The organism is Leifsonia sp. Leaf336 (assembly GCF_001423695.1).
Classification (GTDB): domain Bacteria; phylum Actinomycetota; class Actinomycetes; order Actinomycetales; family Microbacteriaceae; genus Leifsonia.
Window position 1 is genome coordinate 1206324 of sequence record NZ_LMOZ01000002.1, and the last position, 25448, is coordinate 1231771.

Annotated in this window: 27 protein-coding genes and 1 tRNA gene; 16 read left to right on the top strand and 12 right to left on the bottom strand. The window is 69.8% G+C overall.

All coding sequences use genetic code 11. From position 1 onward, the window contains the following. Positions 1-4: 4 nt before the first annotated feature. A complete protein-coding gene (locus ASF88_RS14610) occupies positions 5-325 on the bottom strand; it encodes a hypothetical protein (RefSeq protein WP_235493467.1) in 321 nt (106 codons plus the stop codon). A 46-nt stretch (positions 326-371) separates the two neighbouring features. Next, entirely contained in the window at positions 372-869 is a 498-nt protein-coding gene (locus ASF88_RS14615; RefSeq protein WP_055919851.1) for a MarR family winged helix-turn-helix transcriptional regulator, read from the bottom strand. A gap of 39 nt (positions 870-908) precedes the next feature. Between ASF88_RS14615 and ASF88_RS14620 the strand changes: the two genes are divergently transcribed. Beyond that, positions 909-1859: a DMT family transporter gene (locus ASF88_RS14620; RefSeq protein ID WP_200935283.1), complete on the top strand. Its 951-nt coding sequence runs from the start codon at positions 909-911 to the stop codon at positions 1857-1859. Here ASF88_RS14620 and ASF88_RS14625 read toward each other — a convergent pair. Further along, the gene (locus ASF88_RS14625) at positions 1769-2737 is read right to left on the bottom strand and encodes a Dyp-type peroxidase (RefSeq protein ID WP_055919853.1); all 969 of its coding nucleotides are present in this window, start codon (positions 2735-2737) and stop codon (positions 1769-1771) included. The genes ASF88_RS14620 and ASF88_RS14625 overlap by 91 nt on opposite strands. A gap of 344 nt (positions 2738-3081) precedes the next feature. Between ASF88_RS14625 and ASF88_RS14630 the strand changes: the two genes are divergently transcribed. The 3 genes from ASF88_RS14630 (at position 3082) to ASF88_RS14640 (ending at position 7066) form a co-directional block, all read left to right on the top strand. Next, positions 3082-4395, top strand: coding sequence for a quaternary amine ABC transporter ATP-binding protein (locus ASF88_RS14630; RefSeq protein ID WP_055919856.1), 1314 nt, complete (start codon positions 3082-3084; stop codon positions 4393-4395). Then, positions 4392-6122: an ABC transporter permease/substrate binding protein gene (locus ASF88_RS21125; RefSeq protein ID WP_055919859.1), complete on the top strand. Its 1731-nt coding sequence runs from the start codon at positions 4392-4394 to the stop codon at positions 6120-6122. Before ASF88_RS14630 ends, ASF88_RS21125 begins: the two co-directional genes overlap by 4 nt. 77 nt (positions 6123-6199) lie before the next feature. After that, entirely contained in the window at positions 6200-7066 is an 867-nt protein-coding gene (locus ASF88_RS14640) for a hypothetical protein (protein ID WP_055919862.1), read from the top strand. Between the two features lie 9 nt (positions 7067-7075). On the opposite strand, the gene ASF88_RS14645 is transcribed toward ASF88_RS14640, so the two are convergent. The 3 genes from ASF88_RS14645 to ASF88_RS14655 form a co-directional block, all read right to left on the bottom strand. Then, positions 7076-7870: a nuclease-related domain-containing protein gene (locus tag ASF88_RS14645; protein WP_235493470.1), complete on the bottom strand. Its 795-nt coding sequence runs from the start codon at positions 7868-7870 to the stop codon at positions 7076-7078. 64 nt (positions 7871-7934) lie between these two features. Beyond that, positions 7935-8162, bottom strand: a complete 228-nt coding sequence (locus ASF88_RS14650; protein WP_055919865.1) for a hypothetical protein — start codon at positions 8160-8162, stop codon at positions 7935-7937. A 41-nt stretch (positions 8163-8203) separates the two neighbouring features. Continuing rightward, entirely contained in the window at positions 8204-8452 is a 249-nt protein-coding gene (locus ASF88_RS14655; protein WP_055919868.1) for an SCO4226 family nickel-binding protein, read from the bottom strand. 109 nt (positions 8453-8561) lie between these two features. On the opposite strand from ASF88_RS14655, the gene ASF88_RS14660 reads away from it, so the two are divergent. Together ASF88_RS14660 and ASF88_RS14665 are read left to right on the top strand one after the other, a co-directional pair. Continuing rightward, positions 8562-11384, top strand: coding sequence for an ATP-binding protein (locus ASF88_RS14660; RefSeq protein WP_162242579.1), 2823 nt, complete (start codon positions 8562-8564; stop codon positions 11382-11384). Between the two features lie 19 nt (positions 11385-11403). Then, positions 11404-11667, top strand: a complete 264-nt coding sequence (locus ASF88_RS14665) for a hypothetical protein (protein ID WP_082518979.1) — start codon at positions 11404-11406, stop codon at positions 11665-11667. Here ASF88_RS14665 and ASF88_RS14670 read toward each other — a convergent pair. Both ASF88_RS14670 and ASF88_RS14675 read right to left on the bottom strand, forming a co-directional pair. Beyond that, on the bottom strand, positions 11655-13043 hold the full coding sequence (locus ASF88_RS14670; RefSeq protein WP_055919877.1) for a cryptochrome/photolyase family protein: 1389 nt from the start codon (positions 13041-13043) through the stop codon (positions 11655-11657). The two genes, ASF88_RS14665 and ASF88_RS14670, sit on opposite strands and share 13 nt — an antisense overlap. Next, on the bottom strand, positions 13040-13678 hold the full coding sequence (locus ASF88_RS14675; protein WP_055919881.1) for an MBL fold metallo-hydrolase: 639 nt from the start codon (positions 13676-13678) through the stop codon (positions 13040-13042). Before ASF88_RS14675 ends, ASF88_RS14670 begins: the two co-directional genes overlap by 4 nt. A gap of 38 nt (positions 13679-13716) precedes the next feature. On the opposite strand from ASF88_RS14675, the gene ASF88_RS14680 reads away from it, so the two are divergent. From ASF88_RS14680 to ASF88_RS14690, 3 genes are all read left to right on the top strand, one after another. Beyond that, positions 13717-14631 (top strand): diacylglycerol kinase family protein, encoded by a 915-nt coding sequence (locus ASF88_RS14680; RefSeq protein ID WP_055919884.1) that lies wholly within the window; start codon positions 13717-13719, stop codon positions 14629-14631. An 82-nt stretch (positions 14632-14713) separates the two neighbouring features. After that, positions 14714-14789, top strand: a tRNA-Glu gene (locus tag ASF88_RS14685). Positions 14790-14935: 146 nt separating this feature from the next. Further along, on the top strand, positions 14936-15262 hold the full coding sequence (locus tag ASF88_RS14690; RefSeq protein WP_157498362.1) for a hypothetical protein: 327 nt from the start codon (positions 14936-14938) through the stop codon (positions 15260-15262). 24 nt (positions 15263-15286) lie between these two features. Here ASF88_RS14690 and ASF88_RS14695 read toward each other — a convergent pair whose 3' ends face one another. Next, positions 15287-15556: a hypothetical protein gene (locus ASF88_RS14695; RefSeq protein ID WP_157498363.1), complete on the bottom strand. Its 270-nt coding sequence runs from the start codon at positions 15554-15556 to the stop codon at positions 15287-15289. An 818-nt stretch (positions 15557-16374) separates the two neighbouring features. Further along, positions 16375-17139 (bottom strand): hypothetical protein, encoded by a 765-nt coding sequence (locus ASF88_RS14700; protein ID WP_055919893.1) that lies wholly within the window; start codon positions 17137-17139, stop codon positions 16375-16377. Between the two features lie 225 nt (positions 17140-17364). Between ASF88_RS14700 and ASF88_RS14705 the strand changes: the two genes are divergently transcribed. Continuing rightward, entirely contained in the window at positions 17365-17802 is a 438-nt protein-coding gene (locus ASF88_RS14705) for a GNAT family N-acetyltransferase (RefSeq protein WP_055919896.1), read from the top strand. A 360-nt stretch (positions 17803-18162) separates the two neighbouring features. Here ASF88_RS14705 and ASF88_RS14710 read toward each other — a convergent pair whose 3' ends face one another. Then, positions 18163-18960, bottom strand: coding sequence for a helix-turn-helix domain-containing protein (locus tag ASF88_RS14710; RefSeq protein ID WP_055919899.1), 798 nt, complete (start codon positions 18958-18960; stop codon positions 18163-18165). Positions 18961-19036: 76 nt separating this feature from the next. Between ASF88_RS14710 and ASF88_RS14715 the strand changes: the two genes are divergently transcribed. Beyond that, a complete protein-coding gene (locus tag ASF88_RS14715) occupies positions 19037-19525 on the top strand; it encodes a VOC family protein (RefSeq protein WP_055919902.1) in 489 nt (162 codons plus the stop codon). Positions 19526-19535: 10 nt separating this feature from the next. Here the strand turns inward: ASF88_RS14715 and ASF88_RS14720 are convergent, their stop codons facing one another. Continuing rightward, positions 19536-19748 carry a KTSC domain-containing protein gene (locus ASF88_RS14720; RefSeq protein WP_055919905.1) on the bottom strand — a complete coding sequence of 71 codons (213 nt, stop codon included), beginning with the start codon at positions 19746-19748 and terminating at the stop codon, positions 19536-19538. Positions 19749-19932: 184 nt separating this feature from the next. On the opposite strand from ASF88_RS14720, the gene ASF88_RS14725 reads away from it, so the two are divergent. From ASF88_RS14725 to murA, 5 genes are all read left to right on the top strand, one after another. Continuing rightward, a complete protein-coding gene (locus ASF88_RS14725; protein WP_055919909.1) occupies positions 19933-21039 on the top strand; it encodes a TerC family protein in 1107 nt (368 codons plus the stop codon). Further along, the gene (locus ASF88_RS14730) at positions 21036-21767 is read left to right on the top strand and encodes a PP2C family protein-serine/threonine phosphatase (RefSeq protein WP_082518980.1); all 732 of its coding nucleotides are present in this window, start codon (positions 21036-21038) and stop codon (positions 21765-21767) included. Before ASF88_RS14725 ends, ASF88_RS14730 begins: the two co-directional genes overlap by 4 nt. Positions 21768-21949: 182 nt before the next feature. Beyond that, complete coding sequence (gene leuC / locus ASF88_RS14735; RefSeq protein WP_235493471.1) at positions 21950-23464, top strand: 3-isopropylmalate dehydratase large subunit; 1515 nt, start codon at positions 21950-21952, stop codon at positions 23462-23464. After that, positions 23464-24063: a 3-isopropylmalate dehydratase small subunit gene (gene leuD / locus ASF88_RS14740; protein ID WP_055919912.1), complete on the top strand. Its 600-nt coding sequence runs from the start codon at positions 23464-23466 to the stop codon at positions 24061-24063. The genes leuC and leuD overlap by 1 nt, the downstream gene beginning before the upstream one ends. Further along, a complete protein-coding gene (murA, locus tag ASF88_RS14745) occupies positions 24060-25430 on the top strand; it encodes a UDP-N-acetylglucosamine 1-carboxyvinyltransferase (protein WP_055919915.1) in 1371 nt (456 codons plus the stop codon). Before leuD ends, murA begins: the two co-directional genes overlap by 4 nt. Positions 25431-25448: the final 18 nt, after the last annotated feature.

Sequence of the window (25448 nt, forward strand, 5' to 3'; positions counted from 1 at the left end):
GGTCTCAGGGGACGGGTGCGAGGTCGACCTCGTCGGCGATGGCCTCCAGGGCGGACGGCAGGGTCGGGAACGTCGTGCCGTAGATCAGGCCGGAGGGGCCGGCCGCGGTCCAGGTCTCCGTCTGCTTGGCGACCTTGCCCACGAGGTAGCGCTTGTGCCCGCCGAGCACCTGGCGCTGCGCGATGGGCAGCGTGAGCGGAAAGGCGTAGACATCGCCGCGCGGACTCACCACCAGCTCCCAGCGGGCGCGGCCCGGGTTGAACTTGCTCGTGAAGATGCGCGACATGATGGCCTTTTGTACCTCGCCGACGGTGTCCGTCGCCACGAAGATGACGGCCTGTTGCGGCGAGCGGGCGCGCAGGGCCCGCTCGTCAGTCGCCGAGGTGCGCGAGCCACGCCGTGAGGATGCGCTCCAGCGCTCGCGCGTCGGCGGGGGAGAGCTCGTCGAGCAGCCTCCGCTCGTTGGCGAAGTGTTCGGTGACGGCCGCGTCGATCCGCTCGACCCCCTCCGGCGTGAGCGCGACCACCCGGCTGCGGCCGTCGGAGGACGACGCCCGGCGCGAGACCAGCCCGGCCTGCTCGAGCCGGTCGATGCGCTTGCTCATGCCGCCGGTGGTGACCATGGTGTGCTGCGCGAGCTCGCCGGGCGTGCGTTCGTAGGGCGCGCCGGCGCGGCGGAGGGTCGCGAGGACGTCGAAGTCGCCCTCGGTGAGTCCGTGGCGGGCGTACACCGCGACGAGCTGCTCCGTCAGCAGTCCGGCGACGCGGTGGAGGCGGCCGATGACGCCCTGGGGCGCCGGGTCGAGGTCGGGGCGCTCGCGGCGCCATTCCTGCTGGATGCCGGCGACACGGTCGGATGCGGGGCTCATCTCTTCACAATACCTTCCATGGAAGCTAAAGTAGCTTCCATGGAAGATAAATGGCGCTGGATCGTCCTCACCGCGATCGCACCCGTGGCGTGGGGCTCGACCTACGTCGTGACGAGGGCGGTCCTCCCGGATCTCCCGCTCTGGGGAGCAGTGCTGCGCGCGCTCCCGGCAGGGCTCCTGCTGCTCGCCGTCGCACGCCGGCGTCCGCACGGGGCGTGGTGGTGGCGGGCGTTCCTGCTGGGCGCGCTGAACGCGGGCGGGTTCTTCGTGCTGGTGTACGCGGTCGCACAGCTGCTGCCCTCCGGCATCGCGTCCACGGTCATGGCGACCTCGCCGCTCGCCCTGATGGGATTCGGGTGGATGCTGCTGGGCCAGCGGCCACGATCGCTATCGCTCGCGGGGGCGCTCGCGGGTGTCGTCGGCGTCGCGGTCATGCTCTACGGAGGAGGCGACGCGGTCGATCCGCTCGGGCTGGTCGCCGCGGTCTCCGCGATGCTGCTCTCGGCGGTCGGCTACGTGCTGGCGACCCGGTGGCGCGATGTCGACGTGCTGTCCTCGACCGCGTGGCAGCTGGTGGCGGGCGGCATCCTCGTCGTCCCGTTCGCGGTGGCGGTGGAGGGCGCACCTCCCGCGCTCGATGCTGCGGCGATCGCCGGCTTCGCGTACGTGTCGTTGGTCGCGACGGCGCTGGCCTATCTCGTGTGGTTCGCCGGGATGCGGCGCCTCGGGCCGGCCATGACGGGGCTGATCGGGCTGCTCAACCCGGTGGCGGGCGTCGCGCTCGGAGCGCTGGTGGCGGGGGAGGCCCTCACCGCGCGGCAGTTCCTCGGCCTCGCGATCGTCCTCGTCGGCATCGGCGTCGGCCAGACCGCGCGTGGTGGCCGGGTCGCAGCCGACGGTCAGTCGGCGAGAGCCTCCAGGAAGCCGCGGGTCGGCACGAAGAACGTCGTGCCGGTGACCGCCGCCGAGAAGTCGAGGATGCGGTCGTGACTGCCGATCGGGTCGCCGACGAACATCCGCTCCACCATCTTCTCGATCACCCAGAGCCGGCGTGAGTAGCCGATGAAGTAGGTGCCGAACTCGCCCTGGCCCGGCCGTCCGAAGGGCATGTTGTCGCGGAGGATGTCGTGCTCGACGCCCTGGTCGTCGGTGATCGTCGTGAGCGTCTTGTGCGCCTTCTGCCCGTTCTCGACATCATCGAGTTCGATGTTCTCGACCTTCGTGCGGCCGATGACGCCCTCCTGCGACGGCACCGGCAGGCGGTTCCACGTGCCCAGGTCGTGGAGGTACTTCTGCACGACCACGTAGCTGCCCCCAGCGTGCTCGGGGTCTTCGTCGCCGACGATGGCGGCCTCCCGCATGTCGCCTCCGGTCGGGTTCGCGGTGCCGTCGACGAAGCCGAGGAGGTCGCGCGAGTCGAAGTAGCGGAACCCGCTGACCTCGTCGACCACGGCGACCGCGTCACCGAGCATGTCGAGCAGCTGCCGCTCGAACTCGAAGCAGAAGTCGCCGCGCTCGGCGCGGATGTGGAACAGCAGGTCACCGGGGGTGGACACCGCGGTGTGGACCGCTCCGCGGACCTCCGCGAAGGGGTGCAGCTCCTGCGGCGGCGCGACCGGTGTCAAGCGGCTCCAGAATCGCGCGCCGATGCCGATGTTGCACGACAAGTGCGCGTTCAGATCGCGGAAGCCGACGGTCTTCACGAGGTCGGAGATCCCCGAGACGATGTCGCGCACGTTCGCCAGGGCCTCCGGGGTGTCGGCCACCGTGACGACCAGGAAGACGGCTGCGCCGGAGAGCGGCGCATCCACGCTCTGCGGCTCGATCGGGACACGCTGCCACGGGTGATCTCCGGTGCTATTCGCCATGCGCCAACTCTGCCGGAATAGCGGCGCGGGCGGTAGCACCGCGGCGGCGGGAGCGTGTGGATGCTCGCAGGCTCGATTGGCGATCGCTGCGAGAACACTGATAGCGTCGAAGGCGCCCCGGCGTGCCGAACGGTATGGCGCACCGGGTGAACCAGCCCGCGATCCCGGGCCGTGTGGCCGCACAGGTGGCCCGGCGGGATCGTATGGTCGGCTGGCATGGGCGCACCCCGATGGTCGCGCCAGCGATGGCGATTCGCGTGGAGGGTCCGCGCTCGAGTCGTGCTGCCGTCGCCGCATGCCTCCGCCCCGGGCGCGACCACTGTGCGTGACTCGCGGGGGCGAGCATGCCTGGGAGTACAGAGTTGAGCGACACGATCGCCGTCGAGGCGAGGAACATCTTCAAGGTCTTCGGACGCAAACCGCAGGAGGCCGTGCGCCGTCTGCGGAACGGCGCGACGAGAGGCGAGGTCACGGGTCTCGGAACGGCCGCCGTCATCGATGCTGGGCTGACGGTCCGGCGCGGCGAGATCTTCGTCGTGATGGGGCTGTCCGGCTCGGGCAAATCGACCCTCATCCGGCTGCTGAACGGGTTGCTGGAGCCGACCGCCGGCGAGGTCGCGGTCATGGGCACGACCATCACCGGCCTCCCCGCGAAGCGTCTGCGGGCCGTGCGGAGGAAGCACGTCTCGATGGTGTTCCAGCACTTCGCGCTGCTGCCGCACCGTACGGTGCTCGACAACATCGCGTACGGGCTGGAGGTGCAGGGCATGCCGGCCGCCGAGCGTCGCGCCCGCGCCGCCGAGGTGCTCGAGCTGGTCGGGCTCGCCGGCTGGGGCGACAAGCTCCCCTCCGAGCTCTCGGGCGGGATGCAGCAGCGCGTCGGGCTCGGGAGGGCGCTGGCCGCCGACACCGACGTGCTGCTGATGGACGAGGCGTTCTCCGCGCTCGACCCGCTGATCCGGCGCGAGATGCAGGAGCAGCTCCTCGAGCTGCAGAGCTCGCTGGGCAAGACCATCGTGTTCATCACGCACGACCTGAACGAAGCGATGTTCCTCGGCGACCGGATCGCGGTCATGCGCGACGGCCGCGTCGTGCAGACCGGCACCCCGGAGGAGATCCTCACCGACCCCGCCAACGACTACGTGGCGAGCTTCGTGCAGGACGTCGACCGCGCCCGCGTGCTGACGGCCGCGAGCGTGATGGAGCCCGCACGTGCGCTGGTCACCGTGGCGGGAGGCCCGCGCGCGGCGATGCGCACGATGCGCGACCTCCAGACCTCCGCCGCCTTCGTCGTCGGCCAGGGCCGCCGGCTGCTCGGGGCGGTCCGCGACCGCGACGTGATGCGCCAGGTGCGCGACGGTCGCTCCGACCTCGCCGACGCGATCGACACAAACATCGCGATGGTGTCTCGCGACGAGGTGCTCAGCGAGCTCGTGGAGCCGTCCGTCGGCAGCGCCCTCCCGCTCGCGGTGGTCGACGACCAGCACCGCCTGCTCGGGGTGATCCCCCGGGTGACGCTCCTCGCGGCGCTCGGCAATGTCAGCAGCGATACGACCGAGATCCCGGTGGTGGTCGAGCCTCCGGCGACCGTTCCGGTTGACGCCATGACTCTGGCGCTGCGGGAGACCGCGGGCGACGAGGCGGAGGCGCTCGCATGACCGCCGTCGCACTCGCAACCGCCAAGGTCATCCCGCTCGGGGATGCGGCGACCCACGTCGTCGGCTTCGTGACGACGACCTTCGGCGGCCTGTTCGACGTCATCCGCATCGTCTTCACCGGCATGTACGACGGCGTCGACTGGGTGCTGCAGACGCCGCCGTTCTGGGGCGTCATCCTCATCTTCGCGATCCTCGGTGTCTGGCTGCGCGGCTGGGTGTTCGGCGCGGGGACCGTCGTCGGGCTCCTGCTCATCGCCGGTATCGACCAGTGGTCGAACGCGATGGACACCCTGGCGCTGGTGCTCGTCTCCGCGGCCATCGCGGTGGCGCTGAGCGTCCCGCTCGGCATCCTGGCCGCGCGGTCGAAGACGGCGTCGGCCATCGTTCGGCCAGTGCTCGACTTCATGCAGACGATGCCCGCGTTCGTGTACCTCATCCCCGCGCTGATCCTGTTCCGGGTCGGTGTGGTTCCGGGCATGGTCGCGACGATCGTCTTCGCCATGGCTCCAGGGGTCCGGCTCACCGAGCTGGGCATCCGCGGTGTCGACTCCGAGCTGGTGGAGGCCGGGAAGGCGTTCGGCTCGCCGCCCGGGCGAATCCTGCGCCAGATCCAGCTGCCGCTGGCGATGCCGTCGATCCTGGCGGGCGTCAACCAGGTGATCATGCTCTCGCTCTCGATGGTCGTCATCGCGGGCATGGTCGGCGGGGGAGGCCTCGGACGCGACATCGTGCAGGCGCTGAGCCGCGTGGATGTCGGCCTCGGCTTCGAGGCGGGCGTCGCCGTGGTGATCCTGGCGATCATCCTCGACCGGCTGACCGCGGCCGCCGGACGGGCGCGTCTCCGGATGCCGAAACGTGCGCTGGCCGTGCTCGGCGCGGCCCTGCTCGTCGTGATCGGCGGCACGGCCGTCACCGCGGCCTCCACCGCCGGCGGCGACAAGGGCACGGTGAAGGTCGCGGTCTTCAACGGCTGGCCGGAGGGCGAGGCGGCCTCCTACCTGTGGAAGCACGTGCTCGAGAAGGAGGGCTACACCGTCGACTTCGAGTACGCCGACGCCGGCCCCGCCTTCGCCGGCCTGAGCACGGGCGACTACGACATCGCCTTCGACGGCTGGCTGCCGACCACCCACGCGCAGTACCTGAAGACCTACGGCAAGAGCCTCACCGACCTCGGCGCCTGGAACGACGAGGCGAAGCTCACCATCGCCGTGAACAAGGACGCCCCGATCGACTCGCTCGACCAGTTGGCGTCGCACGCGTCGACGTTCGGCAACCGGCTGGTCGGGATCGAGCCGGGCGCGGGCCTGACGGAGGCGGTGCAGAAGAAGGTCATCCCGCAGTACGGCCTCCAGAAGCTGGACTTCGTGACCTCCTCGACGCCCGCGATGCTCGCCGAGCTGTCGAGCGCCATGAAGAAGGGCGACGACGTCGCGGTGACGCTCTGGCGCCCACACTGGGCCTACGACCAGTTCGACCTGAAGGACCTGAAAGACCCGAAAGGCACGCTGGGCGCGGCCGAGTCCATCCACTCCATCGCGAGCGCGGACTTCCCGAAGCAGCAGCCGCAGATCGCGGAGTGGGTGAAGAAGTTCCGGATGAAGTCCGACCTGCTCTACTCGCTCGAGAACGCGATGTTCAACGGCGGCGCCGACTCCGGCCAGTACGACCGCATCGTCGCGAAGTGGATGGACGAGCACGCCGCGTACGTGGACGGCCTCACGCGGTAGGAGGGGCTGGGCTGCGCGTAGACCGCCGCATCCCGGTGCGCCCCGACACGCCGTCAGCCTAGCCGTAGTCTGAGAGCATGAGCCTTCCCGCCCGCGACACCGTCGTCACCTATCCCGACGGCGACCTCGCCTCCACCGGAACCGTGCTGCACGTGCAGCCGCTCGGCGACGGACGCACCGCAGTGATCCTCGACCGCACGGCGTTCCACCCCGTCGACCCGGTCTGGCCCGACCAGCCGGCCGACACGGGCGTGCTCGTCGTCGACGGACGCCGCGTGCCTGTCATCGACGCGGTGGTCGGCGCGACCGACGGAGCCACCCTCCACGTGGGAGACGCCCCCGTGCGCACCGGCACTCCCGGGTGGGCCTTCGTCGTCTGCCACCTGGTGGAGGACGCCGCGGGCATCGAACCGGGCGCCACGGTCGGGGTGGAGGTCGACCCCGAGCTCCGACGCGCGCTGTCGACGGGCCACACGGCGTGCCACCTCGCCTCCCTTGCACTCGACGACGCGCTCGCCGCGCTGTGGACCAAGGAGGTCCCGCTCGACGGACGCGGCAAGTCGGCGTTCGATCAGCTCGCCATCGCGTCCTCCCGCATCTTCCCCGACGGCTCGGTCGACGAGTACCGCATCGGCAAGAGCCTGCGGAAGAAGGGCTTCGCCGCCGCAGAACTGCCCGTGGCGCTCGCCGGGGTGACGGACGCCGCCGACGCACTGCTCGCCGAGTGGGTGAGCGCCGACGTGGCCATCGCGATCGAGCGTGACAGCGACGGGCTGGGCGAACGCCGCCGCTGGCGCGCCGACCTCCCCGACGGCACTGTCGAGATCCCGTGCGGCGGAACGCACCTGCGGTCGCTGGCCGGTGTCGAGGCGATCCGCGTCGACCTCGCCTACGACGTCGACGCGGCCTCCCTCACGATGCGCACGACCGTCGAGCGCGCCTGACTCCGTCGCCTAGTGCGGGAGGAACGGCAGCGCCACGGCGATCGCGGCGAGCCCGACGGCGCAGGCCCACCCGGCGCGCACCAGCTGAGCCGAGCGCACCTCCCTCTCGATGAGAGCGAAACGCTCCAGGGTGTCCGCCGACGACTCCGCCGGCCGCCACGTCGACGGGTCGTCGAACAGCCGTGAGACGGCGGCAGTCGTCGCCGCGTCGATCACCGCGGGACGGCGGATCAGCCAGCGCAGCAGCGCCTCCGACCGGAGGACGCGCACGCGACGCGGCTGCTGGCGCACCGTGACCTCCTTCGTCCCGACGAGGACCACGAGCGCCGTCACCGGGGCGACGAGCCCCGCCTGGGCGAGAACGCCTCGCACGCGGGAGGCCTCCAGGTCGGAATTGCGCAGATACGGCTGCTTCTGACCGGCGACCAGGACCGCTCGCTCATGGACCCAGACGCGCTGGCCGCGATGGTGCTTGGTGTTGATGACGAAGACGCCCGCCGGACCGACGACCACGTGGTCGACGTCGGCGACCGCACCCGACTCGTCCGGCCGGGTGCCAACGGGAACGGCGTGGAAGACGCTCCAGCCGTCGGGGAGGCGGTCAAGGAGCGCGCCGACCTCCCGCTCGCCGAGAGCGCCGGCGAACCAGGGCTCCGTCTCGGCGCCCAGGGGTCGCGCCCCGAGCGCCCGCGCGAGCGGCGAACGCGGCGGAGACTGGGTGTGCAGTCGCACCACCTGCTCCATCACCGCGGCCCCGGGGGCGCGGTCGCGCATGCGTGCCGTGCGCCGTCCGTCGTCGTCCATCCCTGACAGCGTAAGGACCGCGAACGGGCCCTTGAAGTCCCCACAGAGGGACGAAATCCGTGGCCTACCCCTGGCCGGGTGCCCCCTCGCCGCGGGGTAGATCCTTCGTACCGCGGGCATCGGCGTCGGTGTCGGCGTCGCCGCCACCTTGGTCCGCACCCGGGAGGCGCTCCTCCAGCGACTCGTTCCGGCCGGCGACCTCCTCGAGGGCGTCCTCCGGGGTGTCGCCGAGCTCGGAGACCCGGTCGACCAGGTCGTGAGCGTCGCGCGGCTGATCCTGTCTGTCCGTCATGCCGGGAACTGTACGCCGGGCGCTCACGACCCGGGGCCCGGTCAGACCACGATGTCGACCGCGTACACCTGCTCGGTCGGGTGACCCGCCCGTTCGTGCACGCGCATCACCGCCTCCTTCGACGGACCGGTGGAGAGGCAGAACACCTTGCCGCTCTCCGGGTCGAGCCAGGCCTGCTCGAAATGCACGCCCTCCTCGCCCTCGATCGCCAGGTCGGCGTCGTGCGCCTCCGCCAGCTGGTCCCGCGTGACACCGACGAACCCGTCGTGCACATCCATGAATCGCGCCATGATCGGCTCCTTTCCCGACACCCAGCGTGACGGCGGCACGGCAGCCGGTGCATCGGTCATCCGACCGATCCCGGTGCTGCACGCGCGCCCCCGGCGCTATGCTGCGGCCATGGATGCAGGCGCCGCCTCATCGCACAGCCTCGAACGGGTGTGTCCCGTCTTCGTCGGCCGGGAGGACCTCCTCGCCCTCGCGGCCCGCCGCACGGCCGCAGCAGCCGATGGCCACGGGGGAGTGCTCCTCATCTCGGGCGAGGCGGGCATCGGCAAGTCCCGCCTGATGGACGAAGCGGTCGCGGGCGGCAGGGCCCGCCGCCTCCGCGCTGACACCTACGCCGACGACAGCGAGACGCCCGGCATGCTCATCCTCGACATCGCGACGGCGCTGGAGGACGCGGGCGACGCCGCAGCCGCAGCGCACATCCGCGACCTCGTCCTCGGCGGGACGCCGACCGGCACGCCGGCGCCGCGCACCGAGCGGCCGCGCCGGCTGGTGGTCGCGCAGCTCGCGTCGACGCTCGCCGCCGTGCTCGCGACGCCGACCCTGCTCACGCTCGAAGACCTGCACTGGGCCGACGAGCTCAGCCTCGACGTGCTGCGCCGGGTGGCCGTCGCCGTGCGCGAGCGCCCGAGCCTCGTCGTCGCCACATTCCGCACCGAGGACGCGGAGGTGTCGGCCGAGGCGACGGCCTGGCGGCTCGACCTGGTGGCGCACCGGCTGGCCGAGGAGGTGCGACCGGTCCGCCTCGACGCAGACGGGGTCGCGCAGATGATCGCGGCGATCCGCCGCAGCCCGGCCTCGGCCGACGAGGTCGCCCGCCTCGTCGCTGTGAGCGACGGAATCCCGCTGCACGTGGAGGAGCTGCTCGCCGCGGAGGCCGACGGCGCTCCCGACACCATCGCCGCCGCTGTGTTGGCGCGGATGGGTGGTCTTCCTGCGCAGACGATCGCGGTCCTGCAGGCGGCGGCCGTGATCGGCCGCGACTTCGACAGCAGGATGCTCGCTGTGGTCATCGGCGACGAGGTGGACCGCGGAGCCCGGGAGGCCGCCGTCGACGAGCTGGTCGCCCGGCACTTCCTGGTCAGCGCGCCGGCCGGATCGTTCGACTTCCGGCACGCGCTCATCCGCGACGCGGTGTACGCCGAGCTGCCGTCGGGTCGTCGGCGTGTGCTGCACGGGCGGGTGGTCGACGCGGGCGCAGGCCTCTCCGACGCCCTCCTGTCGCTGCACAGCGAGCGGGCGGGCCGTGCTCGCGAGGCCTACTCACTGGCCCGCCGTGCTGCCGCCAGAGCCTCGGCGCTCTCCGCCCATCGCGAGGCGGTCGATCTCTACCGGCGGGCGCAGCGTACCCTCCCGCTCGGAATGGACGTGCGGGAACGCGCCGACCTCCTGCGCAGGCTGGGAGCCGAGCTCGCGGCCGCTGACGCGAACGCGGAGGCCGAGAAGCAGCTGGCCCGCGCAGTCGAGCTCTATCGCACGGCGGGCGCCGAGGTGGAGGCCGCGGCCGTGGTCCCGGCGCTGGTCGCCTCCCGTCATCTGCTGGGCGCGGACTATGCGGCGCGCGTCGCCGCCATCCGCGCGGGGCTCGGCTGGATCGACGGCGACGACAGTGCGGAAGCGCGGCAGGCGCGCGGCCGGTTGCTGGCGGCGCACGCCGCTGCCGCCATGCTCGAACGGCGGCTCGACGACTCGCGACGCGTCGCCGAGGAGGCACGCGGTCTCCTCACCGCCGAGAGCGACCGCATCGCGATCGACGCGACCCTCGGCTCGGTGCTCGTGTTCGCCGGAGCGGGCGAGCCGGCCTGGGAACTGCTGCGTTCCGCGGCGGAGGACGGCGCCGCGCACGGTGAGGAGGAGGCCGCCGCCCGGGCGTACCGGATGCTCGGTTCGAGCGCGTCCGTGCTCCTGCAGTACGAGCGAGGGGCGGAGTGGCTGGCCGACGGGATCTCGTACGCCGAGCGCATCGAGCGCTGGAACGACGCGCACTACCTCGCCGCGCACCTGGCCCACGTGCGCTGGGCGACGGGCGACCTCCCGGGAGCGGAGAGCCTCGCCGGCCGCACCCTGGCCGACGGACGCGGCGGGATCACCACGGAGGTGACCGCGCTGCACGTGCTCGGCTACCGGGCTCTGTCGGCGGGCGAGCTGCCGCGCGCGCAGGAGCTGCTGACGCGCGCCCGCGAGATCGGCGAGCGGATGCAGGAGCTGCAGCGGCTGTCGCCGGCGCTCTGGGGTCTCGCCGAGGTGGCGCTGCGCTCGGGCGATCCGCGCACGGCCGTGCGGCTCAGCGAGCGCGGAGCGCAGGAGTCGCGCCGCGTGGAGGACTCGGCGTACGTCTTCCCGTTCGCGGTCACCGGCGTGCGGGCACACCTCGCCCTGGGCGACATCCCGGGGGCGCGAGCCTGGCTCGACGAGGTGACAGGGCTCGTCGAGCGGCGCGGCATCCACGGAACCGAGTTCGCGATCAGGCACGCAGCCGGCCTCCTCGCACTCCGCGAACGACGGCTGACGGAGGCGCGCGACCTGCTGGCCGAGGCCTCCGCCGGCTGGGACGCCATCGGGCGCTGGTGGGAGGGATCGCAGGCCCTGCTCGACCGCGCCGAGTGCGCCCGGCGCACGCGCAGCCCGCTGGAAGCGGCGCAGCTCGTCGACGCCGCCCGCGAACGCGTCGCTGGCACCGTCCTCCAGGCCACTGCGGACGAGCTCGCGGCGCGCCTGGCGGAGGGCGTCGCGCCGACCGTGCTGAGCGCCAGGGAGGAGGAGGTGGCCCGCCGGATCGCGACCGGCGCCACGAACCGGCAGATCGCGGAGGAGCTCCACATCACGCCGCGCACCGTCGCGACCCACGTCGAGCACATCCTCGTGAAGCTGGGGGCGTCGCGCCGCGCGGAGATCGCGGCGTGGGAGGCCGACCACGAGGTCGCGGCCGAGTGAGGGGACTACGATGCCGGACATGAGCCGCATCGAAGCCGGGATCGTCTCCTACACCCTCTCGTCGGACTACTACGCCCAGGTCGGGGCCGACTTCGACACCGAAGCGGTCGACGACGCCATCCTGGCCGAGCTCAACCGCATGCTGCCGTCGGGCATCGTCGTCGAGCGCAGCGGCAAGGTGCTGGCCGACGAAGATCTCGTGGATGTGGCGCGCTCGCTCGACTGGCCGGCCCTCCTTCAGCAGATCGACGTGGACCAGATCCTCGCCGATCACGCGCGCTGAGCCGACCCCTTCACCGTCTCGTAGGCGGCGAGCGCCGCCCGGCGGGTCTCGGCGAGATCGACGACCGGCTCCGGGTAGTCGTCGCCGTCCCACTCCGGCACCCAGCGCCGCACGTAGTCGCCGTGCGGATCGAACTTCGTGCGCTGCAGTTCGGGGTTGAAGACGCGGAAGTACGGTGCGGCGTCCGCGCCGGAGCCGGCGACCCACTGCCAGTTGAACGGGTTGCTGGCCGGGTCGGCGTCGACCAGGGTGTCCCAGAACCACTGCTCGCCGTGCCGCCAGTCGATGAGCAGGTTCTTGGTGAGGAACGACGCCGTGACCATCCGCACCCGGTTGTGCATGGTGCCCGTCGTCCACAGTTCGCGCATGCCCGCGTCCACGAGCGGGATGCCGGTGCGGCCCTGCTGCCAGGCTTCCAGTGCGCCGGGGTGCAGCCGCGGCCACGGGAAGGCGTCGTACTGACGGTGGATGTTGACCGTCGCGATGTCGGGGTGCTCGAAGAGCGTGTGATAGGCGAACTCGCGCCAGCCGAGCTCGGAGAGGAAGACGGCCGCGCTGTCGGCGAGGCCGCGGTGGCGGTCGCGCGCGGCGGAGGCGGCGTGCCAGACCTGGTGCGGGCTGAGCTCTCCCCAGCGCAGCCGCGGCGACAGCCGCGACGTCGCTGCGATCCCCGGTGCGTCGCGGTCCTCCCGGTACCGTTCGAGGTCGTCGGCGACGAAGCTCGCGAGGTCATCGTGCGCGGCGCGCTCTCCCGGCTCCCACGCGTCGCGGAGGCCGCCCGCCCAGTCGGGGTGCGTGGGCAGCAATGCGAGGTCGTCGATGCGGAGGCCGCGCGGCTGCCGCGCCGCCGACAGTGCGGTGGGAGCGGCGAGGGGCTTGCGGGGCGCAGGCGCCGACAGGCATGCCCGCCAGAACGGCGTGAACACCGAGAACGCGGTTCCCGCTCCGGTGCGGACCGTCCACGGCTCGAAGAGCAGGTTCGCCCCGAAACTCTGCGCGTCGATCCCGGCCTCCCGTGCGGCCGACTTGACCGCAGCGTCGATGCGGCGTTCAGCACCGCCGTAGCGGCGGTTCCAGAAAAGCGTGCCCGCGTCGAGCTCGGACGTGAGCGCCGACAGCTCGGTCTCGGCCGCTCCCCGTCGCACCAGGAGGCTCGCCCCGCGCACGCGGAGCTCGGCGTCCAGCGCGCCGAGGCTGTGGTGCAGCCACCAGCGGGCGGCGCCGCCGGGCGGCCGCAGGCCGGGGGAGGCGTCATCCCAGAGATAGACGCACACCACCGGCCTGCCGCTGCGCGCGGCGGCGTCGAGCGCGGGGTTGTCGGCGACCCGGAGGTCGTCGCGGAACCAGACGACCGCCGGCCGCGAGTCGGTGCTCACAGGTCGAGCGTGTCGCCAGGCTCCAGGGCGAAGAACTCGCCGCCGCCCTGCTCGGTGGCCCAGCCGATCCGGGCGTTCGCCATGTCCTTGCCCGCCCGCGAGAGCACCATCTCGTGCGTGGCGAAGCTGCGCTTCGGCTTGGTCGCGAGCACGTAGTCGATCGTCTCGGCGATCTTCAGCCACGGAGCGCCGGCGGGGACGGCCAGCACGTCGACCGCCACCCCCTCCGGGATGACGAACGAGTCTCCCGCGTAGTACAGCTCGTCGTTGATGAGCACGCCCAGGTTGTCGACGACCGGGATGCTCTCGTGGATGACGGCGTGACGGCCTCCGAAGAAGCGGAGGGTGAACGGGCCGGCCTCCACCGTGTCGCCGGCGTGGACGACGGTGACGTCGAAGTCGGCCGCTGCTTTGGCGACGCCCTCCGGCGCGAAGATCGGGACGTCGGGGTTCAGCTCGAGGATGCGGTTCAGCTGCTCGGGGGTCCAGTGGTCCGCGTGCTCGTGCGTGATCACGACGGCGGAGGTGTTCGCCGTGTCGGTCAGGGGCGACGTGAACGATCCGGGATCGAGGAACAGCTTCTTACCCGAGTCCTCGAGGAGCAGGGCGGCGTGTTCGAACTTGGTGAGTCTCATGGCTTCATCATCCTCCCGCTGTGTCATAGTCGTGGTCTATGCCTGTCACCCCTCGCACCGTCGTGGTAGCGGTCAACCCGATGGCGTCGTTCGGCCGGCGGCGAGACGTCGGACCCCGGGTCGTCGAACGGCTGCGCGCCGCCGGCCACACCGTGATCCCCGTGGACGAGGCCAACATCGAGCTGCTGCGGCGCGAGACGGCGCGGGCCGTGGAGGCCGGAGCGGACGCCCTGGTCGTCGTCGGGGGAGACGGGATGGCGAACCTCGGCATCAACATCGTCGCCCAGACGGACATCCCGCTCGGGATCGTGCCGAGCGGCACCGGCAACGACCTCGCCGACGGCCTGAGCATCCCGACCGACGACAGCGAGGCCGCCATCGACCTGCTGCTGGAGGCTCTGCAGCGGCCGCCGCGCGTGATCGACGCGGGCGTCATCCGCCATGGCGAGCTGCACGCCGAGCTCACGACCTGGTTCGGCTGCGTGCTGTCCGCCGGCTTCGACGCGACGGTGAACGAGCGTGCCAACCTGATGACGCGGCCGCGCGGCCGCAGCCGGTACGTCTTCGCGCTCCTCCGGGAGCTGGCGACGCTGCACGCGCGCCCGTACCGCATCGTGGCCGACGGCGAGCAGATCGCCGCGGACGCCATGCTGGTCTCGGTCGCCAACAACCGCTCGCTCGGCGGCGGGATGCGCATCGCGCCGCACGCCGCCCTCGACGACGGCCGCTTCGACCTCTTCGTCGTGACGGCGATGTCGCGCCCGCGCTTCCTGCGGCTCTTCCCCAAGGTGTTCCGCGGCGAGCACACGGGGCTTCCGGAGGTCTCCTTCCGCTCCCTGAGCACGGTGCGCATCGAGGCCGACGGCGTGATCGCCTACGCCGACGGGGAGCGGATCGGCCCTCTCCCGGTCGAGGTCGCCGTGGTGCCGGGCGCGCTCCGCGTCCTCGCCTGAACGGCGGTGCGACACTCCCGGGCTGACCCGCTCGTTTTGGAGGTCGGGGGCCATCTGTGGCATTATCGATGAGTTGCAAGACGGCCCCATCGTCTAGCGGCCTAGGACGTCGCCCTCTCACGGCGGTAACGCGGGTTCAAATCCCGCTGGGGTCACCATCGCCCGCTTCCCTTGATTTTCAAGGGAAGCGGGCTTTTTTATTACGCGGTCGTTGGCTGCGCGAACCTGGCGCGTGGGGAACTCTTTCGGCCAATGGTTGCGTGGATCTCAGATGACCGAGGTCTGTCGTCATAGAGTCGGGCACATGTCACTTGGAAGTGATCGACGTTGGAGGCTGTTGGACGAGGTCGAAGCCGTCCTCGCTGAGATGTATGGGTCACGAGGCGTCACCAGAACGAGGTTCGTCGGAGCCTTCCCGGAGCTTCCGGGTGCAGGCGTGTGGCTGTGTACGACAACCGACGTGGAACGGGACGCTCTCAGATCCGATCTAACGCTTGTCGACTCGGTGATGGCGGTTATGCGGAGCGTCGGCTTCTCATCCACCGATATCGCCCGAAGCGATGTGGTCGTCGAGTCTCAGGAATCCGTCGACAGAGAGACTGAAGGCAGTTGGTTCTTCAGGATGCGCTGACCCGCCGCACTTTCGGAGCTCGACTCACGGGTCGACCGGGCCGTCTGGCGCTTCCCACGAGTGGGACTGCGGCCAGTCGGGTGGGATCTTTCCCGTCGTGCGGCGATGTAGTCGGCCACCTTCGTCCACCCGTACATGCATCCGCCGGTAGACCGTCGGATACGTCGGTCCCAGGAGCCACGCCACTGGATTGAGGAACTCGATCAAGAGGCGCCAAGCGGGCGGCGTGACGAGGTGGCGCATCCGCATCTCTTCGGAGGAAATGTCGCCGTCGAGGTGCCAGCCGTCGTTCATGCGGCGCATCATCTCCTTACGGAGTCTCTGGATCGCCGTCGTGTGCACGCTGACAATGATGCCCGAAGCGGTCCACTTGGCTCCGCATGCTCACATTTCCACAAGACGCCTTGCCGTGGATTAGGGCTTACGCAATGCGCAACTGGATGACTCGTTTGCCTCCGAGGGAAGCGAAGTCCGAACAACCTCCCATGAACCGCGCCGCAGCAACCGATGCGATGTGCCCGCAGCGATTCCGGCTCGAGAGAATACTCGTCCCGGCGAGGCGGTCCGTTCTGCGGCCGAGCCTCAGCGAGCGTGTAGCGTTTAGCGCCCCTTCACCGGACATTTTCGCGGGACAGGTATGGGGGACTCCCATGCTCAATTAGCGGCTGATATCGTCGCCCTCGTTTTGCGGTTCGTGGGTAGTTCGCTGATGGACCGGCTTGCGGACGCCCGTGCCGATTCGGATCAAGCGTGAGCTGCGACGAGATAGACACACGGAGGAGGCACACACGCGCTTCATGACTGCGGTAAGCCTGGCGTAGCTTTGCGGGCGTGGAGAGCCATTCAGAGGGACACGACTTCGCCCTTCAAGCACGAAGTCTGCCGTCGGTTCGAGGATGCCGCCGCGGAGCGCTTCTTCTTGGAGCGGTCGGCGCGTGCGTCGCGCTTGTCTGGCCGCTGGTCGCTGGCCTTCTGGGACTCCCTGGGTGGGCGCTAGGGCTGGCCCTCCCAGGAGCGGGCGTAGTTATCTTCTCCGCGGGAGCATTACGGGTCGCTGCAGAGGGTCGCTGCAGAGGCTATTCAGCGTCGCGCGATCGCTACATGGGTTTCCGCTACGGACGCCGATCTAGCAGGTCGGGAGCAAAGACGCCCGGTGAGCGATCCCGGATTGCGTCCCGCGGGTCGGTCCCATCACCTCGAAGGCCGTGCGCCTCGGTGAAGTACTGCCAGCACACGCCCGCAAGAGCAGGCGCATCCAGCATCGGAGCCACCGCCGCGATCGCCTCGGTCAACGCTCGCCGGGTCCGATCCAGTTCGACGGTGAAATCGCTGAGTCGCGGCTCCCACCCTTTCTTCGCAACTGGTTTAGCCGCCCCGAGAGCCATGTACGCGTAGCCGCGGTCGTTGGTCGCGAAGTAGACGGTTTCCGAGGAGAGCTCGCCGAAGTCGAGCGCCCACAGAACGGGGATCCGTTCCGCGCTCCATTCGGGGACCGTCGCCTCCACGAGGTAATTGGTTGCGTGTCTGACCGGCTCGACTAGGCCGCAAAAGAAGCCATCCGCTTCGTCGCCCACCCAGAAGTCCCATCCGGGGTCGTCCACCGAAAGGGAGTAGGTCCGGCCGTGCTCGTTGCGGAACCTCGACATCGGCTGCTCTAAGAACTCTTTGGAACTGATGACGGAGAGGGCGGCCCGCAAGCCATCCTTCCTACCGACGAGCTTCGCCGGCTTGTCCTCGTCGAGGACGGAGACGAGTTCCATCCCGATGTGCACATTCGAACGGGCGAGCACTCGCACCGCGTCCACGTAGTTGGTTCTTGCTTCGAACTGCGACCGCTTCACCGCTTCCAGCATCCGCTCGCGATCCCTGATCTTCATCGTGTGCCTCCCGTGACTAACCAGGTCTACGCCCCGGGATTCGCGTGCGCCATATCGGGAAGACGACGGGCGCCGAACCGACCAGCGCCTGTCGTAGCCGGCACTGAGCGAACTGCGTTTCAGACTGCCGCAGACAACTCGGCGTGACTACCTCAACTCAGACCCGTCAGCCTTCACACTGTCCACTAGGGGATCCTGTTTCGGACACCGCGATAGGTTGGCGAGATGACTGAGCTGGTCGTTTCCGTTGATCTATTGACGTCGCTGTCAGACGAGGACGCCCGCGAGCTGGCGCACCTTCTGTCGCAGCTTTCAACAACCGCGAAGTTCGACAGATATCGTATAAACGCGTTGCTCGATCATGATGCGACCGAGCTGATCGTTGCGCGAGCCGGCGGCCGGATCGTGGGCATGGCGACTCTCGTCACCTTTCCTTTACCGTCGGGTCTTCGAGGGCATGTCGACGATGTGGTCGTCGACGCCTCCATGCGGGGCCGCGGGATCGCGCGACTTCTGCTCGAACGAATGACCGCACTCGCGTCTGAGCGAAGGTTGCGCACGCTCGACCTCACGTCGAGGCCGTCGCGGGAATCAGCGCTGCGACTTTACGAGTCCGTCGGCTTCGTTCGAAGAGACACGAACGTGCTTCGCTTCGTACCCTGACGAAGCACCTTCGCTAGAGGATCGTGTCGCGGGCGTCGCCGATTCAGCCGAGTAGCGTTGCTAGCTCGCGGAGAACCCGTGGCGCGGTTTCGGGGCCTGCTGCTCGATGCGAGAATCGGCAGATCCCACGTGCCGGATATTCTCCGCGAGGGTCGATTTTCCCGAAACCGGTCGACCGACGACGAGGATCACGACCTGCCGGCCAGCTACTTGGCTCACACTCCGAGCCTATGCGTCAAGACCTACCGCTCACGCGCCCGCACTGGATCCGCTTGCAGATCTCGATCCTGCGCTCGGTTCGCTTCTTGTCCTCGGACGGCGTCTGACGTCGGGGGTTTTTGTGTTTCTACCCGCCTGTGGCTACGTCGCCTGCGAGCGGCGGTAACTGCTCGGAGTGAAGCCGAGGGTGATTCGGAAGTCGTTCGTCAGGTGGGCGTGGTCGGCGTAGCCCAGCTCGTGCGCGAGCGGGGTGAGGTCGAGGGTCGGATCGTCCCGGAGTCGCTCCGCCGCCTCCTGGAGTCTTCGGCGTCGGATCAGCGCCGCCGGTGGCAGCCCGACATAGCGGGCGGAGAGGCGCTGCAACGTCCGGGTGGAGACGTTCAGACGGGCGGCGAGATCCGGCACAGTGAGCAGGGTCGTCTCGGCCTCCGCGAGCTCGACCATCCGGTTGGCGAGCAGCCCGTCCGAGCTCGGGGCGCCCAGCCGGTCCAGCAGCCACGCGCCGAAGGCCGCGATCGCCGAGCGGCGGCGCGCGTCGGGAGGGGCGCCGCTCGTCATGGCCGCGCGCACGGCGGCGGTCAGCTCGGGGAGGTCGACCTCCTGGTAGGCGTCGCGGAGCTCGGTCGCATCGCCGATCAGCGCCGGCACCGCAGCCGGTCGCAGCAACGCGCCGACGGCCCACCCGGCGCCGGACAGGTCGCGGTAGGAGGCCCGCGTCGTCGGACCGGAGATCCCCGTCGTGGCGTTCTCCACGACGAGGTTGCAGGCGGGGAAGCCCACGATGTGCTGACGCGATGAGCGACCGGGCTCGATCTCCCATTCCGGGATCCAGAACCAGCGGACGAACGCCGCGAGGTCGCCCACGACGGGCTCGCGATGAAAGGTCGGCAGCCTCGCCGGGTAGAGCACCCCGCGCGAGGAGGCCGGAACGGCGTTCACGCGTTCACCCTATCCGCGCCGGGAGCTGGCGCGAATCTTCAAGCCCCGCGCCCGCCTGAGCCGTAGGTTCGGACGCATGACCAGAGCAGCGCACGGCAGCCACACCGACAACGGCACCCCGCGGGGCGCCAGCAGCATCACCCCGTTCCTCGTGATCCCGGAGGCCCGCGAAGCCATCGCTTTCTACCGCGACGTGTTCGGAGCCCGCGTGGTAGACGTGACGGAGCTGGGCGGCGTCGTCGCGCACGCCGTCCTCGACTTCGGGCACGGGCTGCTCCAGCTCGGCGAGCCCATCCCCGACTACCATCTCGTGCCTCCACCTGCAGGAGACGACGACTGCTACTCGCTGGGCCTGTACGTGCCCGACGTGGATGCCGTCGTCGAAGCCGCCGAGGCCGCAGGGGCGACCGTCCGCGAGCCCGTCGCCGACTTCGTCTCCGGCGACCGTTACGCCAGCATCCGCGACCCGTACGGCATCCGCTGGTCGATCATGACCCGCGTCGAAGACCTCTCGGAGGAGGAGAGCGCGCGCCGCGTCGCCGAGTGGGCGGCGACCCTGGCGTGAGGGCCGCCGCTCACGGCATCCATTCCTCCGGATACCGGTCGCGGATGTTCTCGGCGAAATAGCGCCCGGCCGACTCCGCCTCCCGGAGGTCACGCCAGACGTGCGGCGGCACGAGTCGGTAGCGGTAGACGCCTCCGCCGGCGAACTCGATCTCCAGCACGGCGGTCGCCGCGTCGTAGCCGGCCGACACGATCGCCGTGCTGTCGAAGTCCACCCGCCGCATGGGGCGGACGATACTCCTCGACCCGCTAGACTGGGGGCCTGCGAAGGGGAGTATCCCGAAGGAGCCGAACGGCTCCGCGCTGTGGACGTCATCACGGTTCGTCTGAACCCGGGCACAGCGGCACCGAAGAGTGCGGGAGAGACTTTCGGGTCCGTCGTGTACGCCCTTCGAAAGGTCCTCCCCGGTGCATCTCGCCCTTCCCCTCTGGTTCGAGGTCGGCAGCTTCGTCGTCCTTCTGCTCATCCTCGCCTTCGACCTGCTCATCGTCTTCAAGAGGCCGCACATCCCGAGCCCGAAGGAGTCGGCGCTGTGGGTGTCGTTCTACGTGGCCCTGGCGCTGATCTTCGCGCTGCTGATGCTGCTGGTGGGCGACGCGGAGCACGCAGGCCAGTTCCTCGCCGGCTGGCTGACCGAATACAGCCTCAGCATCGACAACCTCTTTGTTTTCGTGATCATCATGAGCCGGTTCGCGGTGCCCAGGAAGTACCAGCAGGAGGTGCTCATGGTGGGCATCATCCTCGCGCTGATCTTCCGCGGCGTGTTCATCCTGCTCGGCGCGGGCCTCATCGCGAGCTTCAGCTGGATCTTCTACATCTTCGGAGCCTTCCTGCTCTGGACGGCGATCAACCAGGCGTTCGGCAACCACGACGAGGAGGGCGAGAACGACAGCTGGTTCATCCGCTTCGCGCGCAAGCGGCTGAAGGTCTCCGACCAGTACGAGGGCAACAAGCTGCGCACGATGGTGAACGGCCGACGCATGTTCACGCCGTTGATCATCGTCTTCCTCGCCCTCGGCACGACCGACCTGCTGTTCGCGCTCGACTCCATCCCCGCGATCTTCGGGATCACCCAGAGCCCGTTCATCGTGTTCACCGCCAACGTCTTCGCGCTGATGGGCCTGCGCCAGCTCTACTTCCTCCTGGGTCACCTGCTCGAGAAGCTCGTCTACCTCAAGTACGGCATCGCGTTCATCCTCGCGTTCATCGGCGTCAAGCTCGTCTTCCACGCCATGCACGAGAACGAGCTGCCGTTCATCAACGGCGGCGAGCACATCGAATGGGCGCCCGACATCAGCACCTGGACCTCCCTCGCCGTGATCGTCGGCGCTATGGCGGTCGCGACGGTCGCTAGTCTTGTCAAGCTGCGCATGAGCGGCAGCACCGTCGCCGACGCCATCCACGGGGATGACGACGCCACGGAGAACGACACGAGCGTCGAGACGTCGACGGCCGAGGCCCTGCCGCCCACGACCGCACCGACCGAGACCGGCACGGAGGACCCCCGCACATGACATCTGCCGTCGACGTGAGCGCCCGCAGCGATATCGGTGCGGTTCGGCAGGTCAACGAAGACAGCTATCTCTCGCAGGATCCGGTCTTCGTCGTGGCGGACGGGATGGGAGGTCACGCGCGCGGCGACGTCGCGAGCCGCACCGCCGTCGAGAGCCTCGCACGGACCCTCGCCCTCGGCACCACTCCCACCCCCGACGAGGTGATCACCGCCGTCGACGAGGCCAACGCCGCCGTCCGCGCGCTCTCCGATGCGGAGGAGACCGGGGCCGCGGTCGCCGGCACGACGCTCGCCGGTGTGGTCCGCGTGCGCGTGCCAGAGCGGGCGGCGGAGGAGTGGATGGTCATCAACGTCGGCGACTCCCGCGTCTATGGGTGGGACGGACGCCGCCTGGAGCGCCTGACCGTCGACCACTCGGCGGTGCAGGAGCTGCTCGACGCGGGACTCATCACGCCGGAGCAGGCCGAGGTGCACCCCGAGCGCAACGTGATCACGCGCGCGCTCGGTGCCGAGGACTTCGTCGACACCGACAGCTCGATGCTGCCGGCGGAGACGGCCCCGGCGTTCCTGATCTGCTCCGACGGGCTCACCCGCGAGCTGGGCGACGAGACCATCGCGGAGATCCTCGCCGGCGATCCGCACGACCCGGCAGCGGTGCTCGTGGAGGCCGCCGTCACGGCGGGCGGGCACGACAACGTCACCGTGCTGTTCGTCCGTCCGCGACCCTGACCGGTGAGCGCGCCTGCGAGTCCGGGCCCAGCTCGGGTGATACTCTGAACCCGTGTTCGCGGGTCTTCTCCTTAGCCGCCGCGGCGAGTCCTAGTTCCCGTATCTGATCGGGATGACGGCCACACTCGCCGCGGAGGCCGTCGACGGCTGATCCGTACACGAAGCTCAAGGAGTACACCGAGATGACGACGCAGTTCCCCGGGTCGGAGTCCCCGGCCCCGCAGTCCCTGCAGACCACGCCGCTGACGCTGGCGGAGAAGGTCTGGCGCGACCACCTGGTCGTGAAGGGCGAGGATGGCACGCCCGATCTGATCTACATCGACCTCCACCTGGTGCACGAGGTCACCAGCCCGCAGGCGTTCGACGGCCTGAGGATGGCCGGCCGGCCGGTCCGCCGCCCCGACCTCACCATCGCCACCGAGGACCACAACACGCCCACGATCGGAATCGACCGCCCGATCGCCGATCTCACCAGCCGCACCCAGATCGAGACCTTGCGCAGGAACGCCGAGGAGTTCGGAGTCCGCCTGCACTCGCTGGGCGACGTCGAGCAGGGCATCGTGCACGTCGTCGGCCCGCAGCTCGGCCTCACCATGCCGGGCATCACCGTCGTCTGCGGCGACTCGCACACCTCCACGCACGGCGCGTTCGGCGCGATGGCGTTCGGGATCGGCACCAGCGAGGTGGAGCACGTGCTCGCCACGCAGACGCTGCCGCTCAAGCCCTTCAAGACGATGGCCATCACCGTCGAGGGCGAACTGCGTCCCGGCGTGACGGCCAAAGACATCATCCTCGCGGTCATCGCGAAGATCGGCACCGGCGGCGGGCAGGGCTACGTGCTCGAGTACCGCGGCAGCGCCATCCGCGCGCTCTCGATGGAGGGCCGGATGACGATCTGCAACATGTCGATCGAGGCCGGCGCCCGCGCGGGCATGGTCGCCCCCGACGAGACCACGTACGCCTATCTGAAGGGCCGTCCGCACGCTCCGGAAGGCGCCGACTGGGACGACGCGGTCGCGTACTGGAACACGCTGGCGACGGACGACGACGCGGTGTTCGACGCCGAGGTCTACCTCGACGCCGCCGAGATCGAGCCGTTCGTCACCTGGGGCACGAACCCCGGCCAGGGCGTCTCGCTGAGCCAGGCCGTGCCCGACCCCGCCGCGATCGACGAGCCGAACGCGCGCGCCGCCGCCGAGCGGGCGCTGGAGTACATGGATCTGGCGCCGGGCACGCCGATGAAGAGCATCCCCGTCGACGCCGTGTTCATGGGCTCGTGCACCAATAGTCGCATCGAAGACCTCCGTGCCTTCGCCTCCGTCATCAAGGGCCGCACGAAGGCCGATGGCGTGCGCGTGATGGTCGTCCCCGGCAGTGCGCGCGTGCGCATCGAGGCCGAGGCGGAGGGCATCGACAAGATCGTCGAGGAGTTCGGGGCCGAGTGGCGGTTCGCCGGCTGCTCGATGTGCCTCGGCATGAACCCCGACCAGCTCGCGCCGGGGGAGCGCTGCGCCTCCACCTCCAACCGCAACTTCGAGGGCCGGCAGGGCAAGGGCGGACGCACGCACCTGGTGTCGCCGCTCGTCGCGGCCGCCACGGCGATCCGCGGCACGCTGTCGAGCCCGTGGGACCTCGAGCACGACGACGCGAACGATCCGGACGGCGCGGGCCGCACGGGAGAGAAGGTGGGCGCCTGATGGAGAAGTTCGAGACCGTCACCGGCGTGGCCGTTCCGTTCCGCCGGTCCAACGTCGACACCGACCAGATCATCCCCGCGGTCTTCCTCAAGCGCGTGACCAAGACCGGCTTCGACGACGCGCTCTTCCACGAGTGGCGCAAAGACCCCGCGTTCATCCTGAACCAGGAGGCCTACCAGGGCGCGAGCGTCCTCGTCGCGGGCTCCGACTTCGGTACGGGATCCTCCCGCGAGCACGCCGTCTGGGCGTTGCGCGACTACGGCTTCCGGGTCGTGCTCAGCCCTCGGTTCGCGGACATCTTCCGGGGCAACTCGGGAAAGCAGGGCCTTCTCACAGGAATCATCTCCGAGCAGGACGCCGAGCGTCTCTGGGCGGCCATCGAGGCCAGCCCGGGAATAGCGGCGACCGTCGATCTGGTTGCCAAGACTGCGACCGTCGGTGAAGTGCAGGTGTCTTTCGACATCGACGACTACACTCGCTGGCGTTTGCTCGAAGGGTTGGACGACATCGCTCTGACCCTGCGCGACGAGGCGCGCATCTCCGAATTCGAAGCCGCCCGCGCAAGCTGGCGGCCCAAGACCCTCCCGGTGAAACTTTGAACTCTCTTCTTCAGGACGCTCAGGCGGCCGGCGCACACGTCGGCCTCACGGCCGACCGCATCACCATCAACGGCGGCATCCCCCTGCGGGGCCGCATCGAGGTGCGCGGCGCCAAGAACTTCGTCACGAAGGCCATGGTCGCCGCCCTGCTGGGCGAAGGCCCGAGCGTGCTGCGGAACGTGCCGGACATCAGCGATGTGCGGGTCGTCCGCGGCCTCCTCGAGGTGCACGGCGTCAAGGTGACCGACGGCGCCGAGGAGGGCGAGCTGCTGCTCGACCCCAGCGCCGTCGAGTCCGCCCACATGGCCGACATCGACGCGCACGCGGGCTCCAGCCGCATCCCGATCCTGTTCTGCGGCCCGCTGCTGCACCGGCTGGGCGAGGCGTTCATCCCCGATCTCGGCGGCTGCCGCATCGGCGACCGTCCGATCGACTACCACCTCGAGGTGCTCCGCAAGTTCGGCGCGGTCGTCGACAAGCTCCCGAGCGGCATCCGCATGTCGGCTCCGGAGGGCCTCCACGGCGCCAAGCTCGAGCTCCCGTACCCGAGTGTCGGCGCCACCGAGCAGGTCCTGCTCACGGCCGTCCGCGCCGAGGGCATCACCGAGCTCAAGGGCGCGGCGATCGAGCCCGAGATCATGGATCTCATCAACGTGCTCCAGAAGATGGGCGCGATCATCTCGGTCGACACCGACCGCGTGATCCGCATCGAGGGCGTCGACAAGCTGGTCGGCTACAGCCACACCGCGCTGTTCGACCGCAACGAGGCCGCCAGCTGGGCGGCCGCCGCCCTCGCGACCTCCGGCGACATCTACGTCGGCGGTGCGCGCCAGCCCGAGATGCTCACCTTCCTCAACGTGTTCCGCAAGGTCGGTGGCGCGTTCGAGATCCACGACGACGGCATCCGCTTCTTCCACCCCGGAGGCGAGCTCAAGCCGGTCGTCATCGAGACCGACGTGCACCCGGGCTTCATGACCGACTGGCAGCAGCCGCTGGTGGTCGCGCTGACCAAGGCGAGCGGTGTGTCCATCGTGCACGAGACGGTGTACGAGCAGCGTTTCGGCTTTGTGGACGCGCTCATCGACATGGGCGCGAAGATCCAGGTGCACAAGGAGTGCCTCGGCGGACACGCCTGCCGGTTCGGCCAGCGCAACTTCAACCACTCCGCGGTGATCATGGGCCCGGTCGACCTGAGGGGCGCCGACATCGAGATCCCCGACCTGCGCGGCGGGTTCAGCCACCTCATCGCGGCCCTGACCGCAGAGGGACGCTCGACCGTCAGCAACGTCGGGATCATCAGCCGCGGCTACGAGAGGTTCATCACCAAGCTGCAGCAGCTCGGAGCGGACTTCGTCCTCGAGGGCTGAGGCCCGCGATAATGGGAC